This window comes from Ciceribacter thiooxidans (genome assembly GCF_014126615.1).
GTDB classification, from domain to species: Bacteria; Pseudomonadota; Alphaproteobacteria; order Rhizobiales; family Rhizobiaceae; genus Allorhizobium; species Allorhizobium thiooxidans.
In genome coordinates, this window is record NZ_CP059897.1 from 407619 (window position 1) to 428361 (window position 20743).

Annotated in this window: 22 protein-coding genes; 15 read left to right on the forward strand and 7 right to left on the reverse strand. The window is 62.8% G+C overall.

Annotated features, from left to right (window positions below):
* Window positions 1-203 precede the first annotated feature (203 nt).
* Window positions 204-827 (forward strand): TetR/AcrR family transcriptional regulator, encoded by a 624-nt coding sequence (locus tag H4I97_RS19885; RefSeq protein ID WP_182308622.1) that lies wholly within the window; start codon window positions 204-206, stop codon window positions 825-827.
* Window positions 828-959: 132 nt separating this feature from the next.
* Here the strand turns inward: H4I97_RS19885 and H4I97_RS19890 are convergent, their stop codons facing one another.
* On the reverse strand, window positions 960-1310 hold the full coding sequence (locus tag H4I97_RS19890; protein WP_182308624.1) for a VOC family protein: 351 nt from the start codon (window positions 1308-1310) through the stop codon (window positions 960-962).
* A gap of 127 nt (window positions 1311-1437) precedes the next feature.
* Window positions 1438-2343: a MarR family transcriptional regulator gene (locus tag H4I97_RS19895; protein WP_244658879.1), complete on the reverse strand. Its 906-nt coding sequence runs from the start codon at window positions 2341-2343 to the stop codon at window positions 1438-1440.
* A gap of 165 nt (window positions 2344-2508) precedes the next feature.
* Here H4I97_RS19895 and H4I97_RS19900 point away from each other — a divergent pair, with 165 nt between their 5' ends.
* Window positions 2509-3228, forward strand: coding sequence for a carbonic anhydrase (locus H4I97_RS19900; protein WP_182308626.1), 720 nt, complete (start codon window positions 2509-2511; stop codon window positions 3226-3228).
* Window positions 3229-3271: 43 nt separating this feature from the next.
* On the opposite strand, the gene H4I97_RS19905 is transcribed toward H4I97_RS19900, so the two are convergent.
* Complete coding sequence (locus tag H4I97_RS19905; protein WP_182308628.1) at window positions 3272-4243, reverse strand: sugar-binding transcriptional regulator; 972 nt, start codon at window positions 4241-4243, stop codon at window positions 3272-3274.
* 182 nt (window positions 4244-4425) lie between these two features.
* On the opposite strand from H4I97_RS19905, the gene H4I97_RS19910 reads away from it, so the two are divergent.
* The gene (locus H4I97_RS19910; protein ID WP_182308630.1) at window positions 4426-5586 is read left to right on the forward strand and encodes a CaiB/BaiF CoA transferase family protein; all 1161 of its coding nucleotides are present in this window, start codon (window positions 4426-4428) and stop codon (window positions 5584-5586) included.
* Window positions 5583-6728, forward strand: a complete 1146-nt coding sequence (locus tag H4I97_RS19915) for an ABC transporter substrate-binding protein (RefSeq protein WP_182308632.1) — start codon at window positions 5583-5585, stop codon at window positions 6726-6728. Before H4I97_RS19910 ends, H4I97_RS19915 begins: the two co-directional genes overlap by 4 nt.
* A 40-nt stretch (window positions 6729-6768) precedes the next feature.
* Here the strand turns inward: H4I97_RS19915 and H4I97_RS19920 are convergent, their stop codons facing one another.
* Window positions 6769-7605 carry an amidohydrolase family protein gene (locus H4I97_RS19920; protein ID WP_182308634.1) on the reverse strand — a complete coding sequence of 279 codons (837 nt, stop codon included), beginning with the start codon at window positions 7603-7605 and terminating at the stop codon, window positions 6769-6771.
* A gap of 76 nt (window positions 7606-7681) precedes the next feature.
* Window positions 7682-8470: an IclR family transcriptional regulator gene (locus H4I97_RS19925; protein WP_182308636.1), complete on the reverse strand. Its 789-nt coding sequence runs from the start codon at window positions 8468-8470 to the stop codon at window positions 7682-7684.
* A 150-nt stretch (window positions 8471-8620) separates the two neighbouring features.
* Between H4I97_RS19925 and H4I97_RS19930 the strand changes: the two genes are divergently transcribed.
* From H4I97_RS19930 to H4I97_RS19980, 11 genes are all read left to right on the forward strand, one after another.
* A complete protein-coding gene (locus tag H4I97_RS19930) occupies window positions 8621-9937 on the forward strand; it encodes a type 2 periplasmic-binding domain-containing protein (RefSeq protein WP_182308638.1) in 1317 nt (438 codons plus the stop codon).
* A 210-nt stretch (window positions 9938-10147) separates the two neighbouring features.
* Window positions 10148-11044: a carbohydrate ABC transporter permease gene (locus tag H4I97_RS19935; RefSeq protein ID WP_182308640.1), complete on the forward strand. Its 897-nt coding sequence runs from the start codon at window positions 10148-10150 to the stop codon at window positions 11042-11044.
* Window position 11045: 1 nt separating this feature from the next.
* Window positions 11046-11912 (forward strand): carbohydrate ABC transporter permease, encoded by an 867-nt coding sequence (locus H4I97_RS19940; protein WP_182308642.1) that lies wholly within the window; start codon window positions 11046-11048, stop codon window positions 11910-11912.
* 3 nt (window positions 11913-11915) lie between these two features.
* Window positions 11916-13013: an ABC transporter ATP-binding protein gene (locus tag H4I97_RS19945; protein ID WP_182308644.1), complete on the forward strand. Its 1098-nt coding sequence runs from the start codon at window positions 11916-11918 to the stop codon at window positions 13011-13013.
* A gap of 1 nt (window position 13014) precedes the next feature.
* Window positions 13015-14124 carry a mandelate racemase/muconate lactonizing enzyme family protein gene (locus H4I97_RS19950; RefSeq protein ID WP_182308646.1) on the forward strand — a complete coding sequence of 370 codons (1110 nt, stop codon included), beginning with the start codon at window positions 13015-13017 and terminating at the stop codon, window positions 14122-14124.
* A 12-nt stretch (window positions 14125-14136) separates the two neighbouring features.
* Window positions 14137-14466 carry an L-rhamnose mutarotase gene (locus H4I97_RS19955; RefSeq protein ID WP_148155464.1) on the forward strand — a complete coding sequence of 110 codons (330 nt, stop codon included), beginning with the start codon at window positions 14137-14139 and terminating at the stop codon, window positions 14464-14466.
* Between the two features lie 33 nt (window positions 14467-14499).
* Complete coding sequence (locus H4I97_RS19960; RefSeq protein WP_182308648.1) at window positions 14500-15570, forward strand: Gfo/Idh/MocA family protein; 1071 nt, start codon at window positions 14500-14502, stop codon at window positions 15568-15570.
* Window positions 15571-15579: 9 nt separating this feature from the next.
* A complete protein-coding gene (locus H4I97_RS19965) occupies window positions 15580-16032 on the forward strand; it encodes a MaoC/PaaZ C-terminal domain-containing protein (RefSeq protein WP_182308650.1) in 453 nt (150 codons plus the stop codon).
* A gap of 27 nt (window positions 16033-16059) precedes the next feature.
* Entirely contained in the window at window positions 16060-16809 is a 750-nt protein-coding gene (locus H4I97_RS19970; RefSeq protein WP_182308652.1) for an SDR family oxidoreductase, read from the forward strand.
* Between the two features lie 22 nt (window positions 16810-16831).
* Window positions 16832-17671, forward strand: a complete 840-nt coding sequence (locus H4I97_RS19975) for a fumarylacetoacetate hydrolase family protein (protein WP_182308654.1) — start codon at window positions 16832-16834, stop codon at window positions 17669-17671.
* A gap of 30 nt (window positions 17672-17701) precedes the next feature.
* Window positions 17702-18979 carry an L-fuconate dehydratase gene (locus H4I97_RS19980; RefSeq protein ID WP_182308656.1) on the forward strand — a complete coding sequence of 426 codons (1278 nt, stop codon included), beginning with the start codon at window positions 17702-17704 and terminating at the stop codon, window positions 18977-18979.
* A gap of 47 nt (window positions 18980-19026) precedes the next feature.
* Here H4I97_RS19980 and H4I97_RS19985 read toward each other — a convergent pair whose 3' ends face one another.
* Window positions 19027-19929: a GntR family transcriptional regulator gene (locus tag H4I97_RS19985; RefSeq protein WP_182308658.1), complete on the reverse strand. Its 903-nt coding sequence runs from the start codon at window positions 19927-19929 to the stop codon at window positions 19027-19029.
* 23 nt (window positions 19930-19952) lie between these two features.
* Window positions 19953-20729 carry an L-fucose dehydrogenase gene (locus H4I97_RS19990; protein ID WP_182308660.1) on the reverse strand — a complete coding sequence of 259 codons (777 nt, stop codon included), beginning with the start codon at window positions 20727-20729 and terminating at the stop codon, window positions 19953-19955.
* Window positions 20730-20743 lie beyond the last annotated feature (14 nt).

Sequence of the window (20743 nt, forward strand, 5' to 3'; positions counted from 1 at the left end):
CCTGATTGCCTCGCTCAACCTCTCCTCCTTCAGCTGATGGTGATACATGTACCAAACGATTGTTACAGTTCGCAAGTGCAAAATTCTTCTCGCGCTTGCGAAGCCAGTGGAGAGTGTTGCAAGGGCATTTGGGAAAAGCGCCGGTCTGGGCTATGAGCATTGAAGAGCTGCAGTCGGACGATGAACGAATGCCGGGAGATGCAATGACGGACGGAGATCGCCGGGAGGAGCTGCGCGTGCCGCGGCGCGCGCTGGTGGGCGCATCGCAGCTGAGCGGCCTGAGCGACCGTCATCGCGATATCCTTGAAGCCGCCGCCACCCTCTTTGCCGAACGCGGCTATGCGGCGACGTCGGTGCGCGATATCGGCGAGCGGGTCGGGCTGCTCGGCGGTTCGCTCTATCATTACATCAAGTCAAAGGAAGCGCTGTTCGTCCGCATCCACGACATCGCCCTGCAGGTGGCGGAGGATCGTATCCGCGCGGCCATCGCGCCGCTTTCCGATCCGTGGGAACGACTGGAAGCGGCCTGCGTCACCATGATGGAAATCCAACTCGACCCCAATTCGCTGACCATGCCACTGATGAATGACTTCGCCTCGGCCCCGCCGGAGATCCGTGAACGGCTGGTGGAAAAGCGCGACACTTTCGAATTGGTGTTTCGCGGTCTGATCGCCGCTCTGCCACTCGACCCGACCCTTGACCGCGGAGTCTACCGCCTGCTGCTGCTGACGCTGCTCAACAATGTCTCCAGCTGGTATCGCCCCGGCCGCCTGACCCCCGACGAGATCGGCCGCCAGATCGTGAAGATCTTCCGGCACGACAAGTGACGGAGGCATCGAGTTTCGCTCGGGCCTGGAAACACGAACCTCAACAACGTTATCCGTCTTGCTGCTGCTGGAATCCGCGATGGTATTGCGCCTTCTGTCTCCGCTGGCGGCCGACGCAAGCAGCGTACGACTCTAGACGTGTACGAGGATGTTCACCAGCTGGCCGAACGGGTCGCGGACGAAAAACCGGCGCACGCCCCACGGCTCCACCGCCGGCCCGTATTCTACGGGAAGGCCCGCCGTCGAAAGGCGATCCAGCACATCGTCCAGATCGTCGACTTCTATCGAGAGGTCGGGGACTGGTGTGCCGGAACCGCCTTCGGATGCGAAGCTCACCTGCACTCTCGCCTGGGCATCACTTGCAAATGTCCGGATCCAGCCGTGATCCATGACGACCTCAAGTCCGAGGATGTCGCCGTAGAAGGTTTTTGCATCTTCGGGTCGGACACAGGCAATATTGGCAACGATGCGTCTGACGGTCACGAAAGGTCCTCCTTGCGTCATCGTCTGCAGACATAGCCTGAATTCGCCTGCCGGACAGGTGTGTCGATGACAAAAGACGAAGGCGACCGGTCCGACGATCCTCTCTTTGGGGCGGAACGCCCCGTCGTCACTCCCTGCCGGTGATCTCTTCGGCAATGACGCGATAGAGGGCCATCTGGCTCGCTGCCCATCCTTCGAATTCCCGCACCAGGTCGACGGATACGGCAACGGATTGTCCGCCCTGGGTAACCGAGAACCAACCTTGCTGTCTGGCTTCGATCAGGAGATTGCCCACGTGCTGCCTTGAAACCCGAAACCGTTCCGCCAGTGCCGCGTAGGTCAGCGGAAGCGTGAACGTCGTGCTCCCCGACCGTGCCGCATAATTCGCGCCCATGACGGCGGCAAGCAGAGGATAGCCGCTGTCGCGTTCGGCGAACTGAACAATCGTCGAGAACGGCGAGAAATAGATATCCTCGTCATGGAACCGCTCCGCCGCGCGACCGAGCCAGTCGGCGAGCAGGATCTCGTCGTCGCGGATACGGTCGGTGAGCGATGCCGGAAGAATGTGCTCGCAGGCCCGAAGGAAAGCGAGCGGAGAGCGCGCGATTTCCGTGAGAAGCGCCGGGGATGGACGCAGATGAAGGCTACGGCGGTCTCCGCCGGGTTCCGCAATCACGTAACCTCGATGCCGAAGTGCGTCGACGAAACTCGCAACCTGCCGCGCGCTCGCCGGCACCTTCCGCTGTAAGGCCGTCAAGGTCGGCGGAGCTGTCCCATCGCGGCGCCACCGCGCATAGTTCCCGATGAGATCAAAGCAGACAATGTAGCGCATGCTCTGCCCGAACAGCTTGTTGATCGGCCACAGCACGTCCGGTGGACGGATCATCTCCGCGCAATAGGACACCAGCGCTTCGCCGAAGAGTGGCCGCCCAATCAGCGACGCCGCAAGCGACGGAACATCCGTTTGCACCGCAACGCCAACGGCGCTGCGCGAAAATCCCGCCTCCCGACCATCCGGCAATGACCTGCTCATCGGCGATACCTGCAAAGTTTGGACTTTGCAGTTGCATGCCACGAATGACAATAATCAACCAGAGGTTATGGCGTCATCCCCGCCAAACGGTTAACAATTGGTTGTCGTGGTTGACGAGGCAGACTTCCTTTCAGTTTCGATGGACCAACATTGTGAGGTGTCGTCATGTGTGACCTGTGTTCCGTGAATGCGACGAAACTGTCCCGGCGCGGGCTGCTCCTCGGCGGTGCGGCGCTTGCCGGTATGTCGATGACTGCGCCGACAGTGGCGTGGTCGCAGACGGCCACACCGCAGAACGCGATCTCACCGGATGCCGCGCTTGAGCGATTGATGGAGGGTAACGCCCGTTATGCCGCAAATACCTCGGCTAACAACGACTATTCGGCCGGCCGGGCAGCGCGTGTGAACGCGCAATATCCAATCGCCGCGATCCTGAGCTGCGCCGACGCACGCGTCGCTCCGGAGCTTGCCTTCGACCAGGGGCCGGGCGATCTTTTTGTGGTCCGCGTTGCCGGCAACTTCCTTAACGATGACGGGCTTGCGAGCTTCGAATACGCGGTGAAATACCTCAACACACCACTTCTGATGGTGCTCGGTCACTCCAATTGCGGCGCTGTCGGCGCGACGATCAAGGTGATCCAGGACGGCGTCACGCTGCCCGGTCACCTGCAGGACATGATCCGCGACATCAAGCCCGCGGTGGAGACGGCGGAAAAGGCGAAGCCCGCCGACTTGCTGTCCGCGTCGATCGCGGAGAACGTGCGTCTGGCGGCACATCGGCTCGAGACTGCCTCGCCGATCCTCTCGGAATATGTGAGCTCCGGAAAAGTGAAGGTCGTCGGCGCACAGTACGACCTCGCGACCGGCAAGATCGCGCTACTCTGATCCTCCGGCGCCGGTCGAAGTCCCGCGCGGCGGCGTCTACAACTCAGGACGTCGCCGCAGTCGCCTTCAGCAGAGAGCGTGCCGTCTCCTCGTCCGTAATGAGGCCGTTCACGTGGCCGCCACGCACGGCCGCCAGGATTGCCGCGTGCTTTCGCCGCCCACGCGCGAGACCGATGACCGTCGAGGTCTCCCGCGGAGGGATGGAAATACTGGCGACACGTTCGTTGACCGGATCGTCGAGAAGCCGGCCATCGGCGCCGAAGACCCAGCCGCAGATCTCGCCGGTCGCGCCGGTTTCGAGGAGCGCCTCCATTTCCGGGCGTTTCAGGAAGCCGTCGAGCAGCAGCGGTGCATCGAGCCCCATATGGCCGATGCCGACGAAGGTGACATTGGCCTTCGATCCGAGTTCGATCGTCGGGGCGACGAGCGGCTGGCTGCGCAGGAGATCGCGTTCGGCGCGCGAGGAAACGAGAACCGGCAGCGGCATCGGGAAATGCGGCGCCTTCACCGCATCGGCCATCGAGAAGATGACGTTGAAATAGGCCGCCGATCCGTCCGGACTGATATTGCCGGTGAGTGACACGATCTTGTGCTGTGGGCACTCCATCGGCGACAGCTGGTCGATCACCGCCCGTAGCGTGCGACCGGTTCCCATGCCGAGGATTAGCGGATCGGTGTGTTTCAGCCAGCGCTCGAGTTCGGCGGCGCCTGCCTCCGCCACCCCGACGGTCGCGGAATCCCCTCCGCCGTCGAATGACGGCACGACTTCGACCTGCTTCAGGCCGAACTTGTCTTTCAGCCCCTCCGCAAGCTCCATGCAGGCCGCTATCGGATGATCGAGCCGGACCTTGATCAGCTTCTCCGCAACGGAAAGCGAGACGAGCCTTTGCGCACTCTGGCGCGAAATCCCCATGGCCGCGGCAATCTCGTCCTGCGTGCGGCCGGCGACGTAGTAGAGCCAGCCAGCCCGCGCCGCGTCGTCAAGCCGTGTCTGCCCTTCCGATCGTCTCGCCATCCGCTCTTCCGCCCCTCTTCTCCGTCAGTGCTGCCAAGTTTTGCGTGCCCTGTCAAACCGTCGCCTCGCTCGCTGGCATCGAGTTTGCTCTTGCAGGGTTTACTCATATGTGAAAGAAGAATTCAAATAAGAATTTTGACACAGAGCCGCAGGACCCGCCGCTGGACGGGGAGGAGTGAGGAATGCAGGATAGATCCGAGTCGTTGCTGGCGGGTCTCACCGTCATCGACATGAGCCAGTTCCTTTCGGGTCCCTATTGTTCGTTGCGCCTTCTCGATCTCGGCGCCCGGGTGATCAAAGTGGAGCGGCCCGACGGCGGAGATCTGTCGCGACGACTTTATCTCAGCGACACCGACGTCGGCGGAGACTCCACCCTCTTCCATGCGATCAATCGCGGCAAGGAAAGCCTCGGCATCGACCTCAAGAACCCGGAGGACCTCGCCTTCCTGCGCAAGCTGCTGGCGAAGGCCGACGTGATGATCCAGAATTTCCGGCCGGGCGTCATCGAGCGGCTCGGCCTCGACTACGAGGCCGTCAAGGCGATCAACCCCTCCATCGTCTATGCCTCGATCAGCGGCTATGGCGAGGAAGGTCCGTGGATGATGCGGCCGGGGCAGGACCTTCTCGCGCAGGCCCGTTCCGGCGTGATGTGGCTCAACGGCGACGATGGCCAGGGACCCGTGCCGGTCGGCCTTTCGATTGCGGACATGCTTGCGGGCGCCAATACCTGCGAAGGGATCCTTGCCGCCCTCGTCCGACGCGGCCTGTCCGGCAAGGGCGCGCACGTCCAGACGAGCCTGCTCGAGAGCCTCATCGACCTGCAGTTCGAGCTTTTGACGACGCACCTGAACGACGGCCGGCGGATGCCGAAGCGCGCCGCCTTCCGCAACGCCAATGCCTATCTCTCGGCACCCTACGGCGTCTATCCGGCGCGCGACGGTTATCTCGCGATCGCCATGACACCGATCGGTCGCCTGCAGGATCTTATTGGCCTCGACGCCTTGTCGCCCTTCCGCGACGACCCGAAGTCCTGGTTCACGCATCGAGACGAGATCAAGTCGATCATCGCCGGGCGGATCGCCGAGGAGACCGTCGGCCACTGGCTTTCGATTCTCGAACCCGCCGACATCTGGTGCTCGAAAGTCCTCGACTGGGAGGAACTCCTGTCCAGCGAAGGCTTCGCCGTGCTCGACATGCTGCAGACCGTGACACGAAAGGACGACATCTCGATCGGCACGACACGTTGCCCGGTCCGGATAGACGGCGTGCGTCCGAAGGGCGGACGCGCCGCGCCGCTCGTCGGCGAACACACGGCAGCCATCCGCGCGGAGTTCGACCGATGATCCGTCGCCTGAAAGGCATGACCTGGAGCCATCCCCGCGGCTACGACCCGATGGTCGCCTGCTCGGCCGACTGGCTGTCGACGACGGGCGTCGCCATCGACTGGGACAAGCGTTCGCTGCAGGATTTCGAGAGTTTCCCGGTCGAGGAGCTCGCCCGCCAATACGACCTGATCGTGATCGACCATCCGCATGTCGGCCAGATCACCGCGGAAGGCTGTTTGGCACCGCTCGACATACCCGGGCGTCACGGGGACCTGGCAGAGTTGGCGAAGGCCAGCGTCGGCGCCTCGTTTCCGAGCTACAATTGGCGCGGCCGGCAATGGGCCCTTCCGATCGACGCGGCAGCCCAAGTGCTCGCCTGGCGCCCCGACCGGCTCGGCATCGCGCCGACACAATGGAGCGAGGTTCTCGATCTTGCCCGTAACGGTGAAGTGCTGTTGCCGCTACTTCCGCCGCACTCGCTTATGGGTTTTTTCACGCTCTGCGGCCAACTCGGGCGACCCTGCTCTGTCGCAGCGGAAAAACCGTTTGCGGATGTTGAGATCGGCGAACGCGCCCTGGAGATGATCCGCGAACTTGCCAGCCTAGTCGATCCGGCTTGCTTCGCCGCGGACCCGATCGCGGTCCTCGACCTCATCGGCGAGGTCGGATCACCCTTCGCAGTGTCGCCACTCATCTACGGCTACGTCAGCTATTCGCTCGAAGGCTTCCGCGCCAACCGCATCGCGTTCGCCGATTTGTCCGGCGGCGAGGCACTCGGGCCGGTCGGCTCGGCGCTCGGCGGCACGGGCATTGCGGTTTCCGCCTTCTCGGCCGATCGGGGTGCAACAATCGACTTCGCCTACTGGGTCGCCGGCGAGGCGATCCAGGCCGGTCCTTACTGGCGCTCGGGTGGCCAGCCCGGCCACGCTGCGGCGTGGGACGACGGCAAAGCCAATGCCGCGACACTCGACTTCTATCGCGCGACCCGCCGCACGCTGGAGGGCGCATGGCTGCGGCCGCGCCACAACGGCTACATGCCCTTCCAGGAGAAAGCCTCTCACATCGTCAACGCTGCGGTCTCGGGCGACATCTCTGTCGCGCATGCGATCGAGCGCCTGAACGACGACTTCCGGCGAAGCTTCGGGGCTGATGAACCCTGACACCCACCCTTACCGGCCACGCGGTCCGGAGCGGCCCGTCTCAGGTGAGACGCCAGATCCTGCGGGCATTGGCGGAGAATACCTTTTCCCTGTCCTGGAGGCTGACACCGGACAGCAGGGCCTGGGTTGCCCCGACCCAGGTCGAGAGACCCCCGCCGAGCGTGCAGACGGGCCAATCGCTGCCCCATACCATACGATCGAAGCCGAACGTCTCGGCCACATGCGAGAAATACGGCTTTAGATCCTCGAGCGTCCAGTCCTCCACTCCGTAGGCGGGGAGCCCGGAGAGCTTGACCGTCACATTCGGCCGCCGGGAGATCTCCGCAAGCGGTCCTTCCCAGGCTTCGAACCCGCCGCCCTTGATGTCGGGCACGCCGCAGTGGTCGAGAATGAACGGGACGTCCGGCGCGAGGTCGGCAAGGGCGATCGCCTTCCCGATCTGGTGCGGCAGCACGCAGAGATCGAAGGTCAGACCCGTCCCGGCGAGCCTCTTCACATTCTCGCGAAACAGGCTTCCCTCGGACACGTCGTCCGGCACCACATGCAGCACGCGACGGAAGCCCCTCACGAAACCGTTGGCGCGGACCCGCTCCAGATAGTCGGCGAAGCCCGCCTGTTCCGGCCGGCAGGAGGCAATCGCGCCGACGAGGAGGCTTTTCTCCGCTCCGGCGAGATCACCGACGAGAGCCGTTTCGCGCTCGATGTCCTCCTCTGCGACATCGACTTCCATGTGGAGAGTCGCGCCGATGCCCAGCCTGCGCGCTTCCCGCGCATAGCGCTCGTAGGTGAAGTCGGCATCGAGCGGCGGAACGCTCTTCAGCCATGGATAGGAAAGCCGTTCGCGGTAGATGAGATGCAGATGGGTGTCGACGATCATGCCGCGGGTCCTCCTCTTTATGTGCAAAGACCATGCCACAGAAAAATCACCCATTCAAATACGAATTCCCCCGGACTCAGGAATCCTTTTGAAAACCGGAGCCGGCCATTTCCGAAAGCCGGTGGGTGGTCTCGGCGAGAAGATGAATGGTGCTCGAAATGTCCGGGGCGCCCGGGGTGTTGATCAATGTGATATAAGGCACGGTGAGCGCGGCGATCGCCTTGCCGTCGGCTCCAAGGACAGGCGCGGAAAGGTTGATGACGCCGGCAGTCTGGGCGCTCGGCATCATCTCGTAGCCGCGCGAGCGTATCTGGTCGAGCCTGGCCAAGAATTCCGCCGTCACCTTGCTCTGATCGCCGCCACTGCCGAGATACTCGGCGATCATCATCTTGCGCTCTTCCGGCGTGCGGAATGCGAGCAGGACATGTCCCGAACCTGTGTCGAACAGGCTGATGCGCGATCCGACACGGATCGAGATACCCCAGTAGCCCGGCGCCTCCTGCTGCGCGATGACAACCGGATTGCCGCGGTCGAAGACCACCAGCTGGTTCGCCTGGCGGGACGCCTCGGCGAGCTCGCGCATCAAAGGGACGGCGAAGGACACAAGGCGACGAACCGGGGCGTGGAGCTGCGCAAGACCAAAGAGCTTCAACGTCAGCGTAAACCGATCGCCATCGATCCTGGTGACATATCCGCGTTTCACTAACCGGTCGAGCATACGGTAGAATTCATTGGGGCTGCGGTCGAGCCGCTTGGCGATTTCCGCCTGTGTCAGCCCACCGTCGACGGCCGCAAGAAGCTCGAGAATGTCGAGCCCCTTGTCGAGGGCAGGCGCACGGTAGCGATCATTCTCGTCTTCTGACACGCATTTCACCCCCTAGTGAATACGTTCCTTCATATACGGATAGTCACCCCTTCACAAGACTTTCGGCTTGACGACGGATGAATGATTGGTTTGTATATGAATGAAGCTCTCATTGGTGAGGGCTAAGGCATAAGCCCATGGGAGGAGAGTATGTCTAGATTTCTGACCGGCGTCGCAGCCGGCGCCCTGATATGTGCTTCGGCGGGGTTGGCCATCGCTGCCGACCTGCCCGGCAAGTTCGACGGTGTGACGATCGACGCCAAGCTGATCGGCGGCCAGCAATACGAAGCCCTCTATGCCCGCATCGCCGAATGGGAGAAGCTGACCGGCGCCAAGGTCAATGTGCTGTCGAAGAAGAATCACTTCGAGCTCGACAAGGAAATCAAGTCAGACATCGCAACGGGGAACATCACCTGGTGCGTGGGATCGAACCACTCGTCCTTCGCTCCGCAATATCCCGACGTCTACACCGACCTGGCGGCGCTCCTTCCGAAGGAGGAGATCGACGCCTTCGTGCCGGCCAACATCAAGGCCTCCACGCTCGACGGCAAGCTGGTGATGCTGCCGCGCGCCCAGTTCGACGTCTCAGCGCTCTACTATCAGAAGGGCCTCTATCAGGACGAAGCCAAGAAGAAGGCATTTAAGGAAAAGTACGGATACGATCTCGCCCCGCCGGATACCTGGCAGCAGGTGACGGATCAGGCCATTTTCTTCTCGAGCCCGCCGGACTTCTACGGCACCCAGTTCGCCGGCAAGGAAGAGGCGATCAACGGTCGCTTCTATGAAATGCTCGTCGCCGAAGGCGGCGAGTACCTCGATGCGGACGGCAAGCCCGCCTTCAATTCGGAAGCCGGTGTCCGTGCGCTCGACTGGTTCGTCAACCTCTACAAGGCCAAGGCCGTCCCGGCCGGCACCACCAACTACCTCTGGGACGATCTCGGCCAGGGCTTTGCCTCCGGTACCATCGCCGTCAATCTCGATTGGCCTGGCTGGGCGAGCTTCTTCAACGACCCGAAGTCTTCGAAGGTCGCCGGCAATGTCGGCGTGAAGGTCCAGCCGGCCGGCTCATCCGGCAAGCGGACGGGCTGGTCGGGTCATCATGGCTTCTCGGTCACCGAAAGCTGCGCGAACAAGGACGCTGCCGCCTCCCTCGTCTGGTTCCTCACCAACGAGGACAGTCAAAAGCTCGAAGCCGCTGCCGGACCCCTTCCGACCCGCACTGCGGTTTGGGAATGGGACATCAAGCAGGCCGAGAACGATCCTTACAAGAAGGAAGTCCTGAGCGCCTTCCAGGAGGCGGCACAGCACGCCTTCCCGGTTCCGCAGACCCCGTCCTGGATCGAGATCTCGAACGCCGTCTATCCGGAGCTCCAGGCTGCGATCCTCGGCGACAAGACCTCGAAACAAGCCCTCGACGACGCCGCCAAGAAGGCGACGGAAATCCTCGAGGACGCGGGCGAGCTGTAAGCAGAAACTGCCCCTCATCCGCCTGCCAGCATCTTCTCCCCGTTCAGACGGGGAGAAGGATAGATCACGCGCCCGCCGCGAAGGAGACATCGCCGTGGTCGTCCCCTCGCCCCGCTTGCGGGGAGAGGGTCAGGGTGAGGGGCATTTCGCAAGCCATGCGGAAGACGCTGCGACCATAATCAGACCAAAAGGATACAGGAGAGGCATTACATGAAAGGCTGGAGACCCCCGGCAACCGTCCTGCTTCTGCTGCCCGCATTCATCGTCCTGGCAGCCGTCGTCGTCATCCCGCTCCTGCTATCGCTCTATTCGAGCTTCACGCCCTTCCGGCTGACGCAGCCGGCCTCGCTCTACAATTTCATCGGCTTCCGCAACTATGCGCGCATCCTGACCGACATCGAGTTCTGGACCGCATTCGGACGAACCGTGCTTCTGCTGACAGTCGCGCTCAACATGGAAATGCTGCTCGGCCTCGGCCTTGCCATGCTGGTCGAGAAAGCGACGTCCGGGCAACGCGTGTTGCGAACCATCATGATGTTCCCGATGATGTTCTCGCCGATCCTCGTCGGCTTCCAGTTCAAGTTCATGTTCAACGACAATGTCGGGCTGATCAACAATGCGCTGCAGTCGCTCGGCCTAACGACCCAGGCGATCCCGTGGCTGATCGATGGTCAGCTCGCCTTCTGGGCGATCACGATTGCAGAGGTCTGGTCCTCCACCTCCGTCTTCGCAATCCTCATCCTCGCCGGCCTGCTCGCGATGCCGAAGGAGCCGATCGAGGCTGCGCGCGTGGACGGCTGCACGCCCTGGCAAACCTTCCGATACGTGACCTGGCCGTTCGTCATGCCGTTTGCCTACATCGCGATGACGATCCGCTCGCTCGACGTAGCGCGCGCCTACGATATCGTGAAGATCATGACGGACGGTGGTCCGGCCAAGCGCACGGAGCTTCTCTGGACGCTGGTTTCGCGAACAGCCTATTCGGACGCCCGCATGGGGCTCGCCAACGCCATGGCCTATGTCGCGATCCTGCTCTCTATTCTCTTCACCGTCTACTTCTACCGGAAGCTGGCGGCAGCCCGCACCCAGATTGCCGCGGAGTGGTGAGATGAACGAAAACGCCCAACATCGCCTAAAGGCCGGCCTGCTCTCCGCCGCCCACAAGATCGGCCTCTTTCTCGCCATGGCCGTCATCTGCCTGCCGGGTCTCTGGATCGTGCTCGCCTCCTTCCGCCCGACGGTCGAGATCATGGCAAAGCCGCCGGTCTGGATCCCACAGGACCTGTCGCTCGAAGCCTACATCGCCATGTTCTCCGGTGTTGGCCAGGGCGGCATCCCGATCATCGACTATTTCCGCAATTCGCTGATCATCTCGGTGACCTCGACGGCGATCTCGCTGGCGATCGGCATGGCCGGCGGCTACGCCTTCGCCCGCTACCGCTTCAAGGCAAAATCCGCAATCTTTCTCGGCCTCATGCTGACGCGCACGGTGCCGGGCATCGCGCTCTCGCTTCCGCTCTTCTTCGTCTATGCCAAGCTCGGCATCATCGACACGCATTTCGGCATGATCCTCGTCTATGTCGCGCTCAACGTTCCCTTCACGATTTGGCTGATCGACGGCTTCTTCCGCCAGGTGCCGAAGGATCTCGCCGAGGCCGCACAGATCGACGGCTGCACGCGCTGGCAGGCCTTCTGGCAGGTCGAATTTCCGCTGGCGGGCCCGGGCATCGCTTCCGCCGGCATCTTCGCCTTCCTCACCTCGTGGAACGAATTCGCGCTCGCATCGCAACTCACCCGGTCCACCAATTCCAAAACACTCCCCGTCGGGCTGCTCGACTACACCGCCGAATTCACGATTGACTGGCGCGGCATGTGCGCGCTGGCGGTCGTGATGATCATCCCGGCGCTTGTGCTGACCTTCATCGTGCAGAAGCATCTCGTTTCCGGCCTCACCTCCGGCGCAGTCAAAGGATAGACCATGGCAACCGTCACCCTCGAAAAGCTGGTCAAGCGCTATGGCGCCCTCGACGTGGTTCACGGCATCGACCTCGAAGTCGCCGATCGCGAATTCATTGCCCTCGTCGGGCCGTCCGGTTGCGGCAAGTCGACCACGCTTCGCATGATCGCGGGCCTCGAACCGATCTCGGGCGGAAACCTCAAGATCGGTGGCCGTGTCGTCAACGACCTGCCGCCACGTGCACGCAATCTCGCGATGGTCTTCCAGTCCTACGCCCTCTACCCGCACATGACGGTCCGCGAGAACATGGGGTTCTCGCTCAAGATCGCCGGTATGAAACCGGACGAAATCGCTCCGCGGGTGGAGGAAGCGGCGCGCACGCTCGATCTCACCCAGTTGCTGGACCGCAGGCCCTCGCAGCTTTCCGGCGGCCAGCGCCAGCGCGTCGCCATGGGACGGGCGATCGTCCGCAATCCCGAGGTCTTCCTGTTCGATGAACCGCTCTCCAACCTCGATGCCAAGCTGCGCACGCAGATGCGCACCGAGATCAAGAAGCTCCACGCCAAGGTCCAGTCAACGGTCATCTACGTCACCCATGACCAGGTCGAGGCAATGACGCTCGCCGATCGCATCGTCATCATGCGCGACGGCTATATCGAACAGGTCGGCACGCCAGAGGACGTCTTCCAGCGCCCGGCCTCGAAATTCGTCGCCGGATTCATCGGCTCCCCGCCGATGAATCTCAAGGATGCCGAGATTGCAGATGGCCGCGTAGTCTTCGCCAATGGTGAAAGCCTGCCCCTGCCGAAACAGTTTTCCGGAAGGGTGAATACCGGCCAGAAAGTGACCTTTGGCCTGCGCCCCGACGACCTTTATCCGGCGGGCCACGGCATCCACTCGGGTCATGAGACTGACGTCCACACCGCGAACCTGAGCGTCACGATCACGGAACCTCTTGGCAACGAGACGCTGGTGTTTGCCGATTTCGGCGCCGGCGAATGGGTGGCGCGCATGCTGAACCCGCGTCCGGTACGTTCCGGAGAGACGATGGCCTTCTGCTTCGATCTCTCGCAGGCCCATCTCTTCGACCGGGAAACCGGCAGCACACTGAGAGGCTGACATGGCACGCATCGAGCGCATCGAACTCAAAATGGTCGACCTTCGCCCGAAGGTCGAACGCACCGACGCCATCCAGAGCTTCGTCAGCCAGGAAACGCCGATCGTCACGATTACCGACAGCGACGGCGCCGTCGGCACCGGCTACAGCTACACGATCGGCACCGGCGGCTCCTCGGTCATGCGCCTGCTTGCGGATCATTTGGCACCCCGCATTCTCGGCCGCGATGCCGACCAGATCGAGGCGATCTGGCGCGAGCTCGAGTTCCTGACCCACGCCACCACGATCGGCGCCATCACCTCGATTGCGCTCGCGGCAGTCGATACCGCGCTCTGGGACCTGCGCGCGCGCAAACAGAACCTGCCCCTCTGGAAGCTCGCGGGTGGCGCCAAGGACCGCTGCCCGCTCTACACCACCGAGGGCGGCTGGCTGCACATTCCGACAGAGGCCCTTGTCGAGGATGCATTGGAAGCAAGGGCCCAAGGCTTCACCGGTTCGAAGATCAAGATCGGCAGATCCCACGGAACAGAGGACCTGGCACGGCTCACGGCCGTTCGCGAGGCGGTTGGCGACAGCTACGAGATCATGACCGACGCCAATCAGGGCTTTGCGGTCGACGAGGCGATCCGGCGGGCCGGGCGGCTGCAGGAGCTTGATCTCGCCTGGATCGAGGAACCCCTGCCGGCGGACGACATCGACGGCCATGTGCGGCTCAACCGTTCCACGATCACGCCCATTGCGATCGGGGAGTCGCTCTATTCGATCCGTCACTTCCGCGAATACATGCAAAAGGGCGCCTGCTCCGTCGTTCAGGCCGACGCCGGCCGGATCGGCGGCATCACGCCCTGGCTCAAGGTCGCCCATGCCGCAGAAGCCTTCGACATGCCGGTCTGTCCGCATTTCCTGATGGAACTGCATGTGAGCCTCACCTGCGCAGTTCAGAACGGCAAATATGTCGAGTACATTCCGCAGCTCGACGACATCACGACGTCGCGGCTCGTCGTCGAGAACGGCATGGCACTCGCCCCGTCGACGCCGGGCCTCGGTATTGCGTGGGACTGGGAGGCGATCGCCGCCCGCGCCATACCCGAATTCAGTCGCGACATTCGCTAGAGGGAGGATGAGATGCAGCGTATTGGCATGGTGATTGGCATACGGCCGGAGAAGATCGAGGAATACAAGCGCCTGCACGCGGCCGTCTGGCCCGAGGTGCTGTCGATGATCGAGGCCTGCAATATCAGGAACTACTCGATCTTCCTGAAGGAGCCGGAAAACCTGCTCTTTTCCTTCTACGAGTATCACGGCACCGACTACGCCGCCGACATGGCGAAGATGGCGGCCGACCCGAAGACCCAGGAATGGTGGTCGGTCTGCATACCCTGCCAGCAGCCGCTCGACACCCGCAAGGAAGGCGAGTGGTGGGCGCAGATGCCCGAGGTCTTCTTCCATGCGTGACGCACGCAGAGACCGAACCCGGGAGAGGAGCCGATGACCTTCGATCCGAGGACCCTTTCGCAGTCATGGCGGCTGCCGTCGAACCTAAGTCCGATCGTGACCTTCGGAGCCGGTTCGATCGTCGACGACGCACACTACCCGGCCTACGCAAAAGGCGGCTTCCCGGTCGCCGGTCTCTATGATCCCGACCACGAGAAGGCAAAAGCGCTCGCGGACAAATGGGGCGTGAAAGCCTACCCGACCATTGAGGAAGCGGCAGCGGTCGACAACGCGATCTTCGACCTCGCAACGCCGCCGGCCGCCCACGCCAAGGTACTCGCCGCCCTTCCCGACGGCGCCGCAGTGCTCATCCAGAAGCCGATGGGTACGGATCTGGCCGCCGCGACCGAGATCCTCACTCTCTGCCGGGAAAAAAGGCTCAAGGCTGCCGTCAATTTCCAGCTTCGCTTCGCGCCGATGATGCTTGCGCTGAAGGACGCGATCGCCAAGGGACTGTTGGGCGAGGTCGTCGACTTCGATGTCTATCTGGCACTCGATACGCCCTGGGAGCTCTGGGCGTTTCTCGAACGGTTACCGCGCGTCGAGATCGCCATGCACTCGATCCATTATCTCGATCTGATCCGGCAGGTGCTCGGCGATCCGCAGGGCGTGCATGCAAAGTCGATCGGCCACCCGAACCATAGCATGGCCCAGACGCGCACGACCGCGATCCTCGATTACGGCGAACGCATCCGCTGCGCCCTGTCCATCAATCATGACCACAAGTTCGGGCGCCGTCATCAGGCCTGCGAGTTCCGCGTCTGCGGAACGGAAGGAGCAGCCTACATACAGTTGGGGGTCAACCTTGACTACCCGCGCGGCGAACCGGACATCCTGGAGATCTATCCGAAGGGTGGCGACGGATGGGTCACCGTTCCTCTCGAAGGCACTTGGTTCCCCGACGCCTTCGGCGGTCGCATGGCCAATCTTCAACGCTACGCCTCCGGCGAGGACCGCGAGCTCGTCTCCTCGGTCGAGGATGCTTGGATGACCATGGCACTTGTCGAAGCGCTCTATGCCTCCAGTGCCGCCCCCGCCACCCCGCTCGCCGCCAGACCGCAGTGAGGAGCCGAGATGGAACAGCTCAGATACTTTGAAGACTATACCCTAGGCGAGCGGCGCGTGACGACAGGCCGCACGATCACCGAGACGGACTTCGTCGTCCATGCCGGCCACACGGGCGATTTCTTTCCGCACCACATGGATGCCGAATTCGCCAGGACGACCCCCTTCGGCCAGCGCATCGCCCATGGCACGATGATCTTCTCGATCGGCATCGGGCTGACGGCGAGCGTCATCAACCCCGCCGCGTTTTCGTACGGCTACGACCGGCTGCGTTTCATCCGGCCGGTCTTCATCGGCGACACGATTCATACCCGTGTGACGATCCATTCGAAGGAAGACGACCCCAAGCGCGCCGAGGTCGGCCGCGTCGTCGAACGTACCGAAGTCGTCAACCAGAAGGGCGATGTCGTGCTCGCCGCCGACCATATTCACATTGTCGAGCGCCGGCCGAAGGCGGCCTGAATGCCCATGAGAGAAAAGGAAGAAGATATGTCCGTCCCCCTTCAATCAAAACGCGCACTTGTGACGGCATCGGGCCAGGGGATTGGCCGAGCGAGTGCGCTGGCCTTTGCGCGGGCGGGCGCAAGCGTGGTCGCGACCGACATTAATGAAGGGGCGCTCGACGGGCTCGCCGCGGAGGCGAAGGCCGAAGGGCTGGCCCTCGAGACCCGCGTGCTCGACGTCCTGAAGGATGCCGCCGTGGCAGACGTCGTCTCGGCCACCGGTCCCTTCGACGTCCTCTTCAACTGCGCCGGTTTCGTCCATTCCGGCACCGTGCTGGACATGGCCGACAAGGACCTCGACTTCGCCTTCGATCTCAACGTCCGCGCCATGATCCGCACCATCCGCGCCGTGCTGCCGGGCATGATCGCGAAGGGTGACGGTTCGATCATCAACATGGCCTCGGTCGCCTCTAGCGTGAAGGGCGTGCCCAACCGCTGCGCCTACACCGTCACCAAGGCCGCCGTCATCGGGCTGACCAAGTCGGTCGCCGCCGACTTCGTCGCACAAGGCATCCGCGTGAACGCCATCTGCCCCGGCACGGTCGAAAGCCCCTCCCTGCAGGAGCGCATGAAGGCGCAGGGCGACTACGAGACGGCACGCGCCGCCTTCATCGTCCGCCAGCCGATGGGACGGCTCGGAACCCCGGAAGAAATCGCCGGCCTCGCCGTCTATCTCGCAACCGCCACCTATACATCCGGCCAGGCCTACGCCATCGATGGCGGCTGGACGATCTAACCCCTCTCGAAAGGAAACTCCCATGAAACTGATGCGCGTCGGCCCGCCCGGCCGGGAAAAGCCGGCCCTCCTCGACAAGGACGGCAAGGTCCGCGATCTCTCCGCCCATGTCGCCGACATCGGCGGTGCGGCCATCTCCCCCGAAGGCCTGCAGAAGATCGCGGCAATCGACCCGGCCTCGCTGCCGGAGCTTTCCGTGGACCGCATCGGTGCTTGCGTTGCCGGCACCGGCAAGTTCATCTGCATCGGGCTCAACTATTCCGACCATGCCGCCGAGACCGGTGCGACCGTCCCGCCCGAGCCGGTGATCTTCATGAAGGCGACCTCGGCCATCTGCGGTCCCGATGACGAGGTGCGCATTCCCCGCGGCTCGGAAAAGACCGACTGGGAAGTCGAGCTCGGCGTCGTCATCGGCAAGACCGCAAAATATGTCTCCGAGGCCGACGCCCTCGATTACGTCGCCGGCTACTGCGTCTCCCACGACGTTTCCGAGCGCGGCTTCCAGACCGAACGTGCCGGCCAGTGGACCAAGGGCAAGTCGTGCGACACCTTCGGCCCGATCGGCCCCTGGCTCGTCACGAAGGACGAGGTCGCCGACCCACAGAACCTCCCGATGTGGCTGAAGGTCAACGGCGAGACCATGCAGGACGGTTCCTCGAAGACCATGGTCTACGGCGTCGCCTTCCTCGTCTCTTACCTGAGCCAGTTCATGTCGCTCCATCCCGGCGACGTCATCTCCACCGGCACGCCTCCCGGCGTCGGAATGGGCATGAAGCCGCCACGCTACCTCAGGGACGGCGACACCGTCGAACTCGGTATCCAGGGACTCGGTACACAAAAACAGACGTTCAGAGCCGATTGAGCGGCACCAGGAAAGACAAGGCGGCACGCCATGACCACGATCACAAGTCTGCGCAGCATCGATCTGCGCTTCCCCACCTCGCAGAGCCTCGACGGTTCAGATGCAATGAACCCGGATCCGGATTACTCGGCCGCCTATGTGGTGCTCGGGACCGACACGCCGGGACTCGAAGGCCATGGCCTTACCTTCACGATCGGCCGCGGCAACGAGATCTGCTGCGCGGCGATCGACGCACTGGAACATCTCGTCGTCGGCCTCGACCTCGAATGGGTGAAGGCCAATCCGGGCCGCTTCTGGCACTATCTCACCGGCGACAGCCAGTTGCGCTGGATCGGACCGGACAAGGGCGCGATGCATCTCGCCATCGGCGCGGTCGTCAACGCCGTCTGGGATCTCTGGGCAAAGGAGGCCGGCAAGCCGGTCTGGCGGCTCGTCGCCGATATGTCGCCGGAGGAGATCGTCTCGATCGTCGACTTCCGCTACCTGACGGACGCGCTGACGCCCGAGGAGGCGCTCGACATCCTGCGGAAGGCGGAGACCGGAAAGGCCGACCGCATCGCCATCCTCGAGAAGGAGGGCTATCCCTGCTACACGACCTCGGCCGGCTGGCTCGGCTATTCCGATGAGAAGCTTCGCCGCCTGTGCCAGGAAGCCGTCGATGAGGGCTTCACCCACATCAAGCTGAAGGTCGGCCGCGATCTCGAGGACGACAAACGCCGTCTCAGGATCGCCCGCGAGGTGATCGGCGACGACCGCTTTATGATGATCGATGCCAATCAGGTCTGGGAAGTCGGACAGGCAATCGAATGGATGAGGGAGCTCGCGCCCTATAAGCCGTACTTCATCGAGGAGCCGACGAGCCCGGACGACATTGCCGGTCACAAGAAGATCCGCGAGGCGATCGCGCCGATCAAGGTCGCCACCGGCGAAATGTGCCAGAACCGCATCGTCTTCAAGCAGATGATCGCGGGCGGCGCCATCGACATCGTCCAGATCGACAGCTGCCGTATGGGCGGGCTGAACGAGGTGCTGGCGGTTCTCCTAATGGCGGCGAAGTACCAGCTACCGGTCTGGCCGCACGCTGGCGGAGTCGGTCTCTGCGAATACGTCCAGCACCTCTCGATGATCGACTATCTCGTCGTCTCGGGCACAAAGGAAGGCCGCGTCATCGAGTATGTCGATCATCTCCACGAGCATTTCCTCGAACCGTGCCGGATCGAGAATGCAGCCTACATGCCGCCGAAGCTGCCCGGCTTCTCGATCGAGATGAAGGCCGAGACGCTCTCGCAATACCGCTTCGCCGGCTGAACCGGCTTCAGGGAAGGCGGAGGACAGCCTCCGCCCCCTATGCTGTATCAGGCCAGCGCATGAACGCGCAGCGAAGAAAGAAGAGTTTGTTTGGAGGTGCTGAGATGGTCGATCATCGCCGCCTGCGCGGCGGCCGCATCCCGCGCCTTCAATGCCGCAATCAGCCGCAGATGCTCGCCGATGGCAGCCTCGTTTCGCTGGCGTTCAAGCGTCTTGTCCCACTGGAAGTGGTAGTGGAAGATCAGCGCCACGATCTTCTGGAACTCCGCGGCGAAACGGTTGCGAACCGCACTGCCGATCAGCGTGTGGAACTCTTCGTCCAGCAACGAAAAATCGTGGAACCGCTCGTCGATCTCAGCGGCGAGCTCTCGATGCTTCCGCTCGAGCTCGTCGAGCCGCGCCCAGATCGGATCGTCAGACGGCAGACCCACAAGATGAGAAACCGCATTCAATTCCAGGATCATCCGGAACTCCGACAGCTCGACCGCAAACTCCGGCGTGAAGCCGAGAAGTTGCCAGCCCCCTTTCGGTCGGCGCCGAACAAGACCGAACCGGCTGAGCGATGCCAGGAATTCGTGCAACATCTGGGGCGTGACGGAAAATTGCCGTCTGAGCTTCGCGACGTTCAGGGCCGTTCCAGGTGCAACGTCGAAGCGAAGGATCCAGTCGAGAAACTGCCGCTCGAGTTGCTGCTCAGTAATCTGGCCGGTCTGGACCTCCAGACGATCCTTGTCCCTCGGTGTCCTGAGAAGCTGCTTCTGCCGGCCGACCCAGGTGATGATCTTCGCGTCCTGCAGTTTTTCCAGAATGGCGCGCACAACCGTGCGGCTGACGTCAAGCCGCTTGGCCAGATCGTTTTCCGATGGCAGGTGATCGCCTGCAGTCATCGTCTTGCAAAGGTCGAGCGCTTCGTTGAACGCCTCTCGAAACCGTTCGTCAGTCCGCGCCATTCATGCTCCAGGTTGCTCCCGCATTATCGCACGCCCGCCAGTGCCCGGTCGAGATGGGTATAGCCGCCATCGACGAAAAGCCACTGTCCGGTGAGATGCAGGGCCTGCTGCGAGAGCGCAAAGACCACCATGGCTGCAATTTCGCGCGCGTCAGTCATGCGCTGGCCGAGCGGAATGCGTGAGGTGATCTCCGCCAGCTTTTCCGGCGGATTGTCGAAGGTCGCAATCCAGCGTTCGTAAAGCGGCGTCATCACCTCCGCAGGGAGGACCGCATTGACACGGACACCGTCGCCTGCGAACGCAGCGGCCCATTCGCGCGTCAGACCAAGCTGCGCAGCTTTCGCCGCGACATAGGCCGACGTGCCGCCCTGGCCGGTCACGGCGGTTTTGGAACTGATGTTGACGATCGCACCCCTGGACTTGCGGAAATCGTCCGCCAGAAGGTGGACCAACGTATAGTAATGAATGAGGTTCTTTTCGAGCGAGGCGCGGAAGGCCCCCGGCCCTGCCTCGATGCCGACGCCGTCGTTGATGCCCGCATTGTTGACGAGACCGTAGACGGTGCCGAAGCGCTCGCGCGTCTCTTCAACCGCCTTGCGGCATTGGTCGTCGCTTGAAAGCTCGACTTCGACGTATGACGCTTTGTCTCCGAGAGAGGCGAACCACTGAGGGTCCGGAGGGCGCCGCGCGAAGATGACGGGGCGAGCCCCTTCTTCCGCCAGCATTTCGGTGATGGCGCCGCCGATTCCGGCCGCACCACCGGTAACGACGATGACTTTGCCTTCAAGTCCGAGATTCATGAGATTTCTGCCGC

Coding starts and splice junctions, on each gene's coding strand:
- H4I97_RS19885 (WP_182308622.1), top strand. CDS start 204: ATGACGGACGGAGATCGCCGGGAGGAGCTGCGCGTGCCGCGGCGCGCG.
- H4I97_RS19895 (WP_244658879.1), bottom strand. CDS start 2,343: ATGAGCAGGTCATTGCCGGATGGTCGGGAGGCGGGATTTTCGCGCAGC.
- H4I97_RS19900 (WP_182308626.1), top strand. CDS start 2,509: ATGTGTGACCTGTGTTCCGTGAATGCGACGAAACTGTCCCGGCGCGGG.
- H4I97_RS19905 (WP_182308628.1), bottom strand. CDS start 4,243: ATGGCGAGACGATCGGAAGGGCAGACACGGCTTGACGACGCGGCGCGG.
- H4I97_RS19910 (WP_182308630.1), top strand. CDS start 4,426: ATGCAGGATAGATCCGAGTCGTTGCTGGCGGGTCTCACCGTCATCGAC.
- H4I97_RS19915 (WP_182308632.1), top strand. CDS start 5,583: ATGATCCGTCGCCTGAAAGGCATGACCTGGAGCCATCCCCGCGGCTAC.
- H4I97_RS19920 (WP_182308634.1), bottom strand. CDS start 7,605: ATGATCGTCGACACCCATCTGCATCTCATCTACCGCGAACGGCTTTCC.
- H4I97_RS19930 (WP_182308638.1), top strand. CDS start 8,621: ATGTCTAGATTTCTGACCGGCGTCGCAGCCGGCGCCCTGATATGTGCT.
- H4I97_RS19935 (WP_182308640.1), top strand. CDS start 10,148: ATGAAAGGCTGGAGACCCCCGGCAACCGTCCTGCTTCTGCTGCCCGCA.
- H4I97_RS19940 (WP_182308642.1), top strand. CDS start 11,046: ATGAACGAAAACGCCCAACATCGCCTAAAGGCCGGCCTGCTCTCCGCC.
- H4I97_RS19945 (WP_182308644.1), top strand. CDS start 11,916: ATGGCAACCGTCACCCTCGAAAAGCTGGTCAAGCGCTATGGCGCCCTC.
- H4I97_RS19950 (WP_182308646.1), top strand. CDS start 13,015: ATGGCACGCATCGAGCGCATCGAACTCAAAATGGTCGACCTTCGCCCG.
- H4I97_RS19955 (WP_148155464.1), top strand. CDS start 14,137: ATGCAGCGTATTGGCATGGTGATTGGCATACGGCCGGAGAAGATCGAG.
- H4I97_RS19960 (WP_182308648.1), top strand. CDS start 14,500: ATGACCTTCGATCCGAGGACCCTTTCGCAGTCATGGCGGCTGCCGTCG.
- H4I97_RS19965 (WP_182308650.1), top strand. CDS start 15,580: ATGGAACAGCTCAGATACTTTGAAGACTATACCCTAGGCGAGCGGCGC.
- H4I97_RS19970 (WP_182308652.1), top strand. CDS start 16,060: ATGTCCGTCCCCCTTCAATCAAAACGCGCACTTGTGACGGCATCGGGC.
- H4I97_RS19975 (WP_182308654.1), top strand. CDS start 16,832: ATGAAACTGATGCGCGTCGGCCCGCCCGGCCGGGAAAAGCCGGCCCTC.
- H4I97_RS19980 (WP_182308656.1), top strand. CDS start 17,702: ATGACCACGATCACAAGTCTGCGCAGCATCGATCTGCGCTTCCCCACC.
- H4I97_RS19985 (WP_182308658.1), bottom strand. CDS start 19,929: ATGGCGCGGACTGACGAACGGTTTCGAGAGGCGTTCAACGAAGCGCTC.
- H4I97_RS19990 (WP_182308660.1), bottom strand. CDS start 20,729: ATGAATCTCGGACTTGAAGGCAAAGTCATCGTCGTTACCGGTGGTGCG.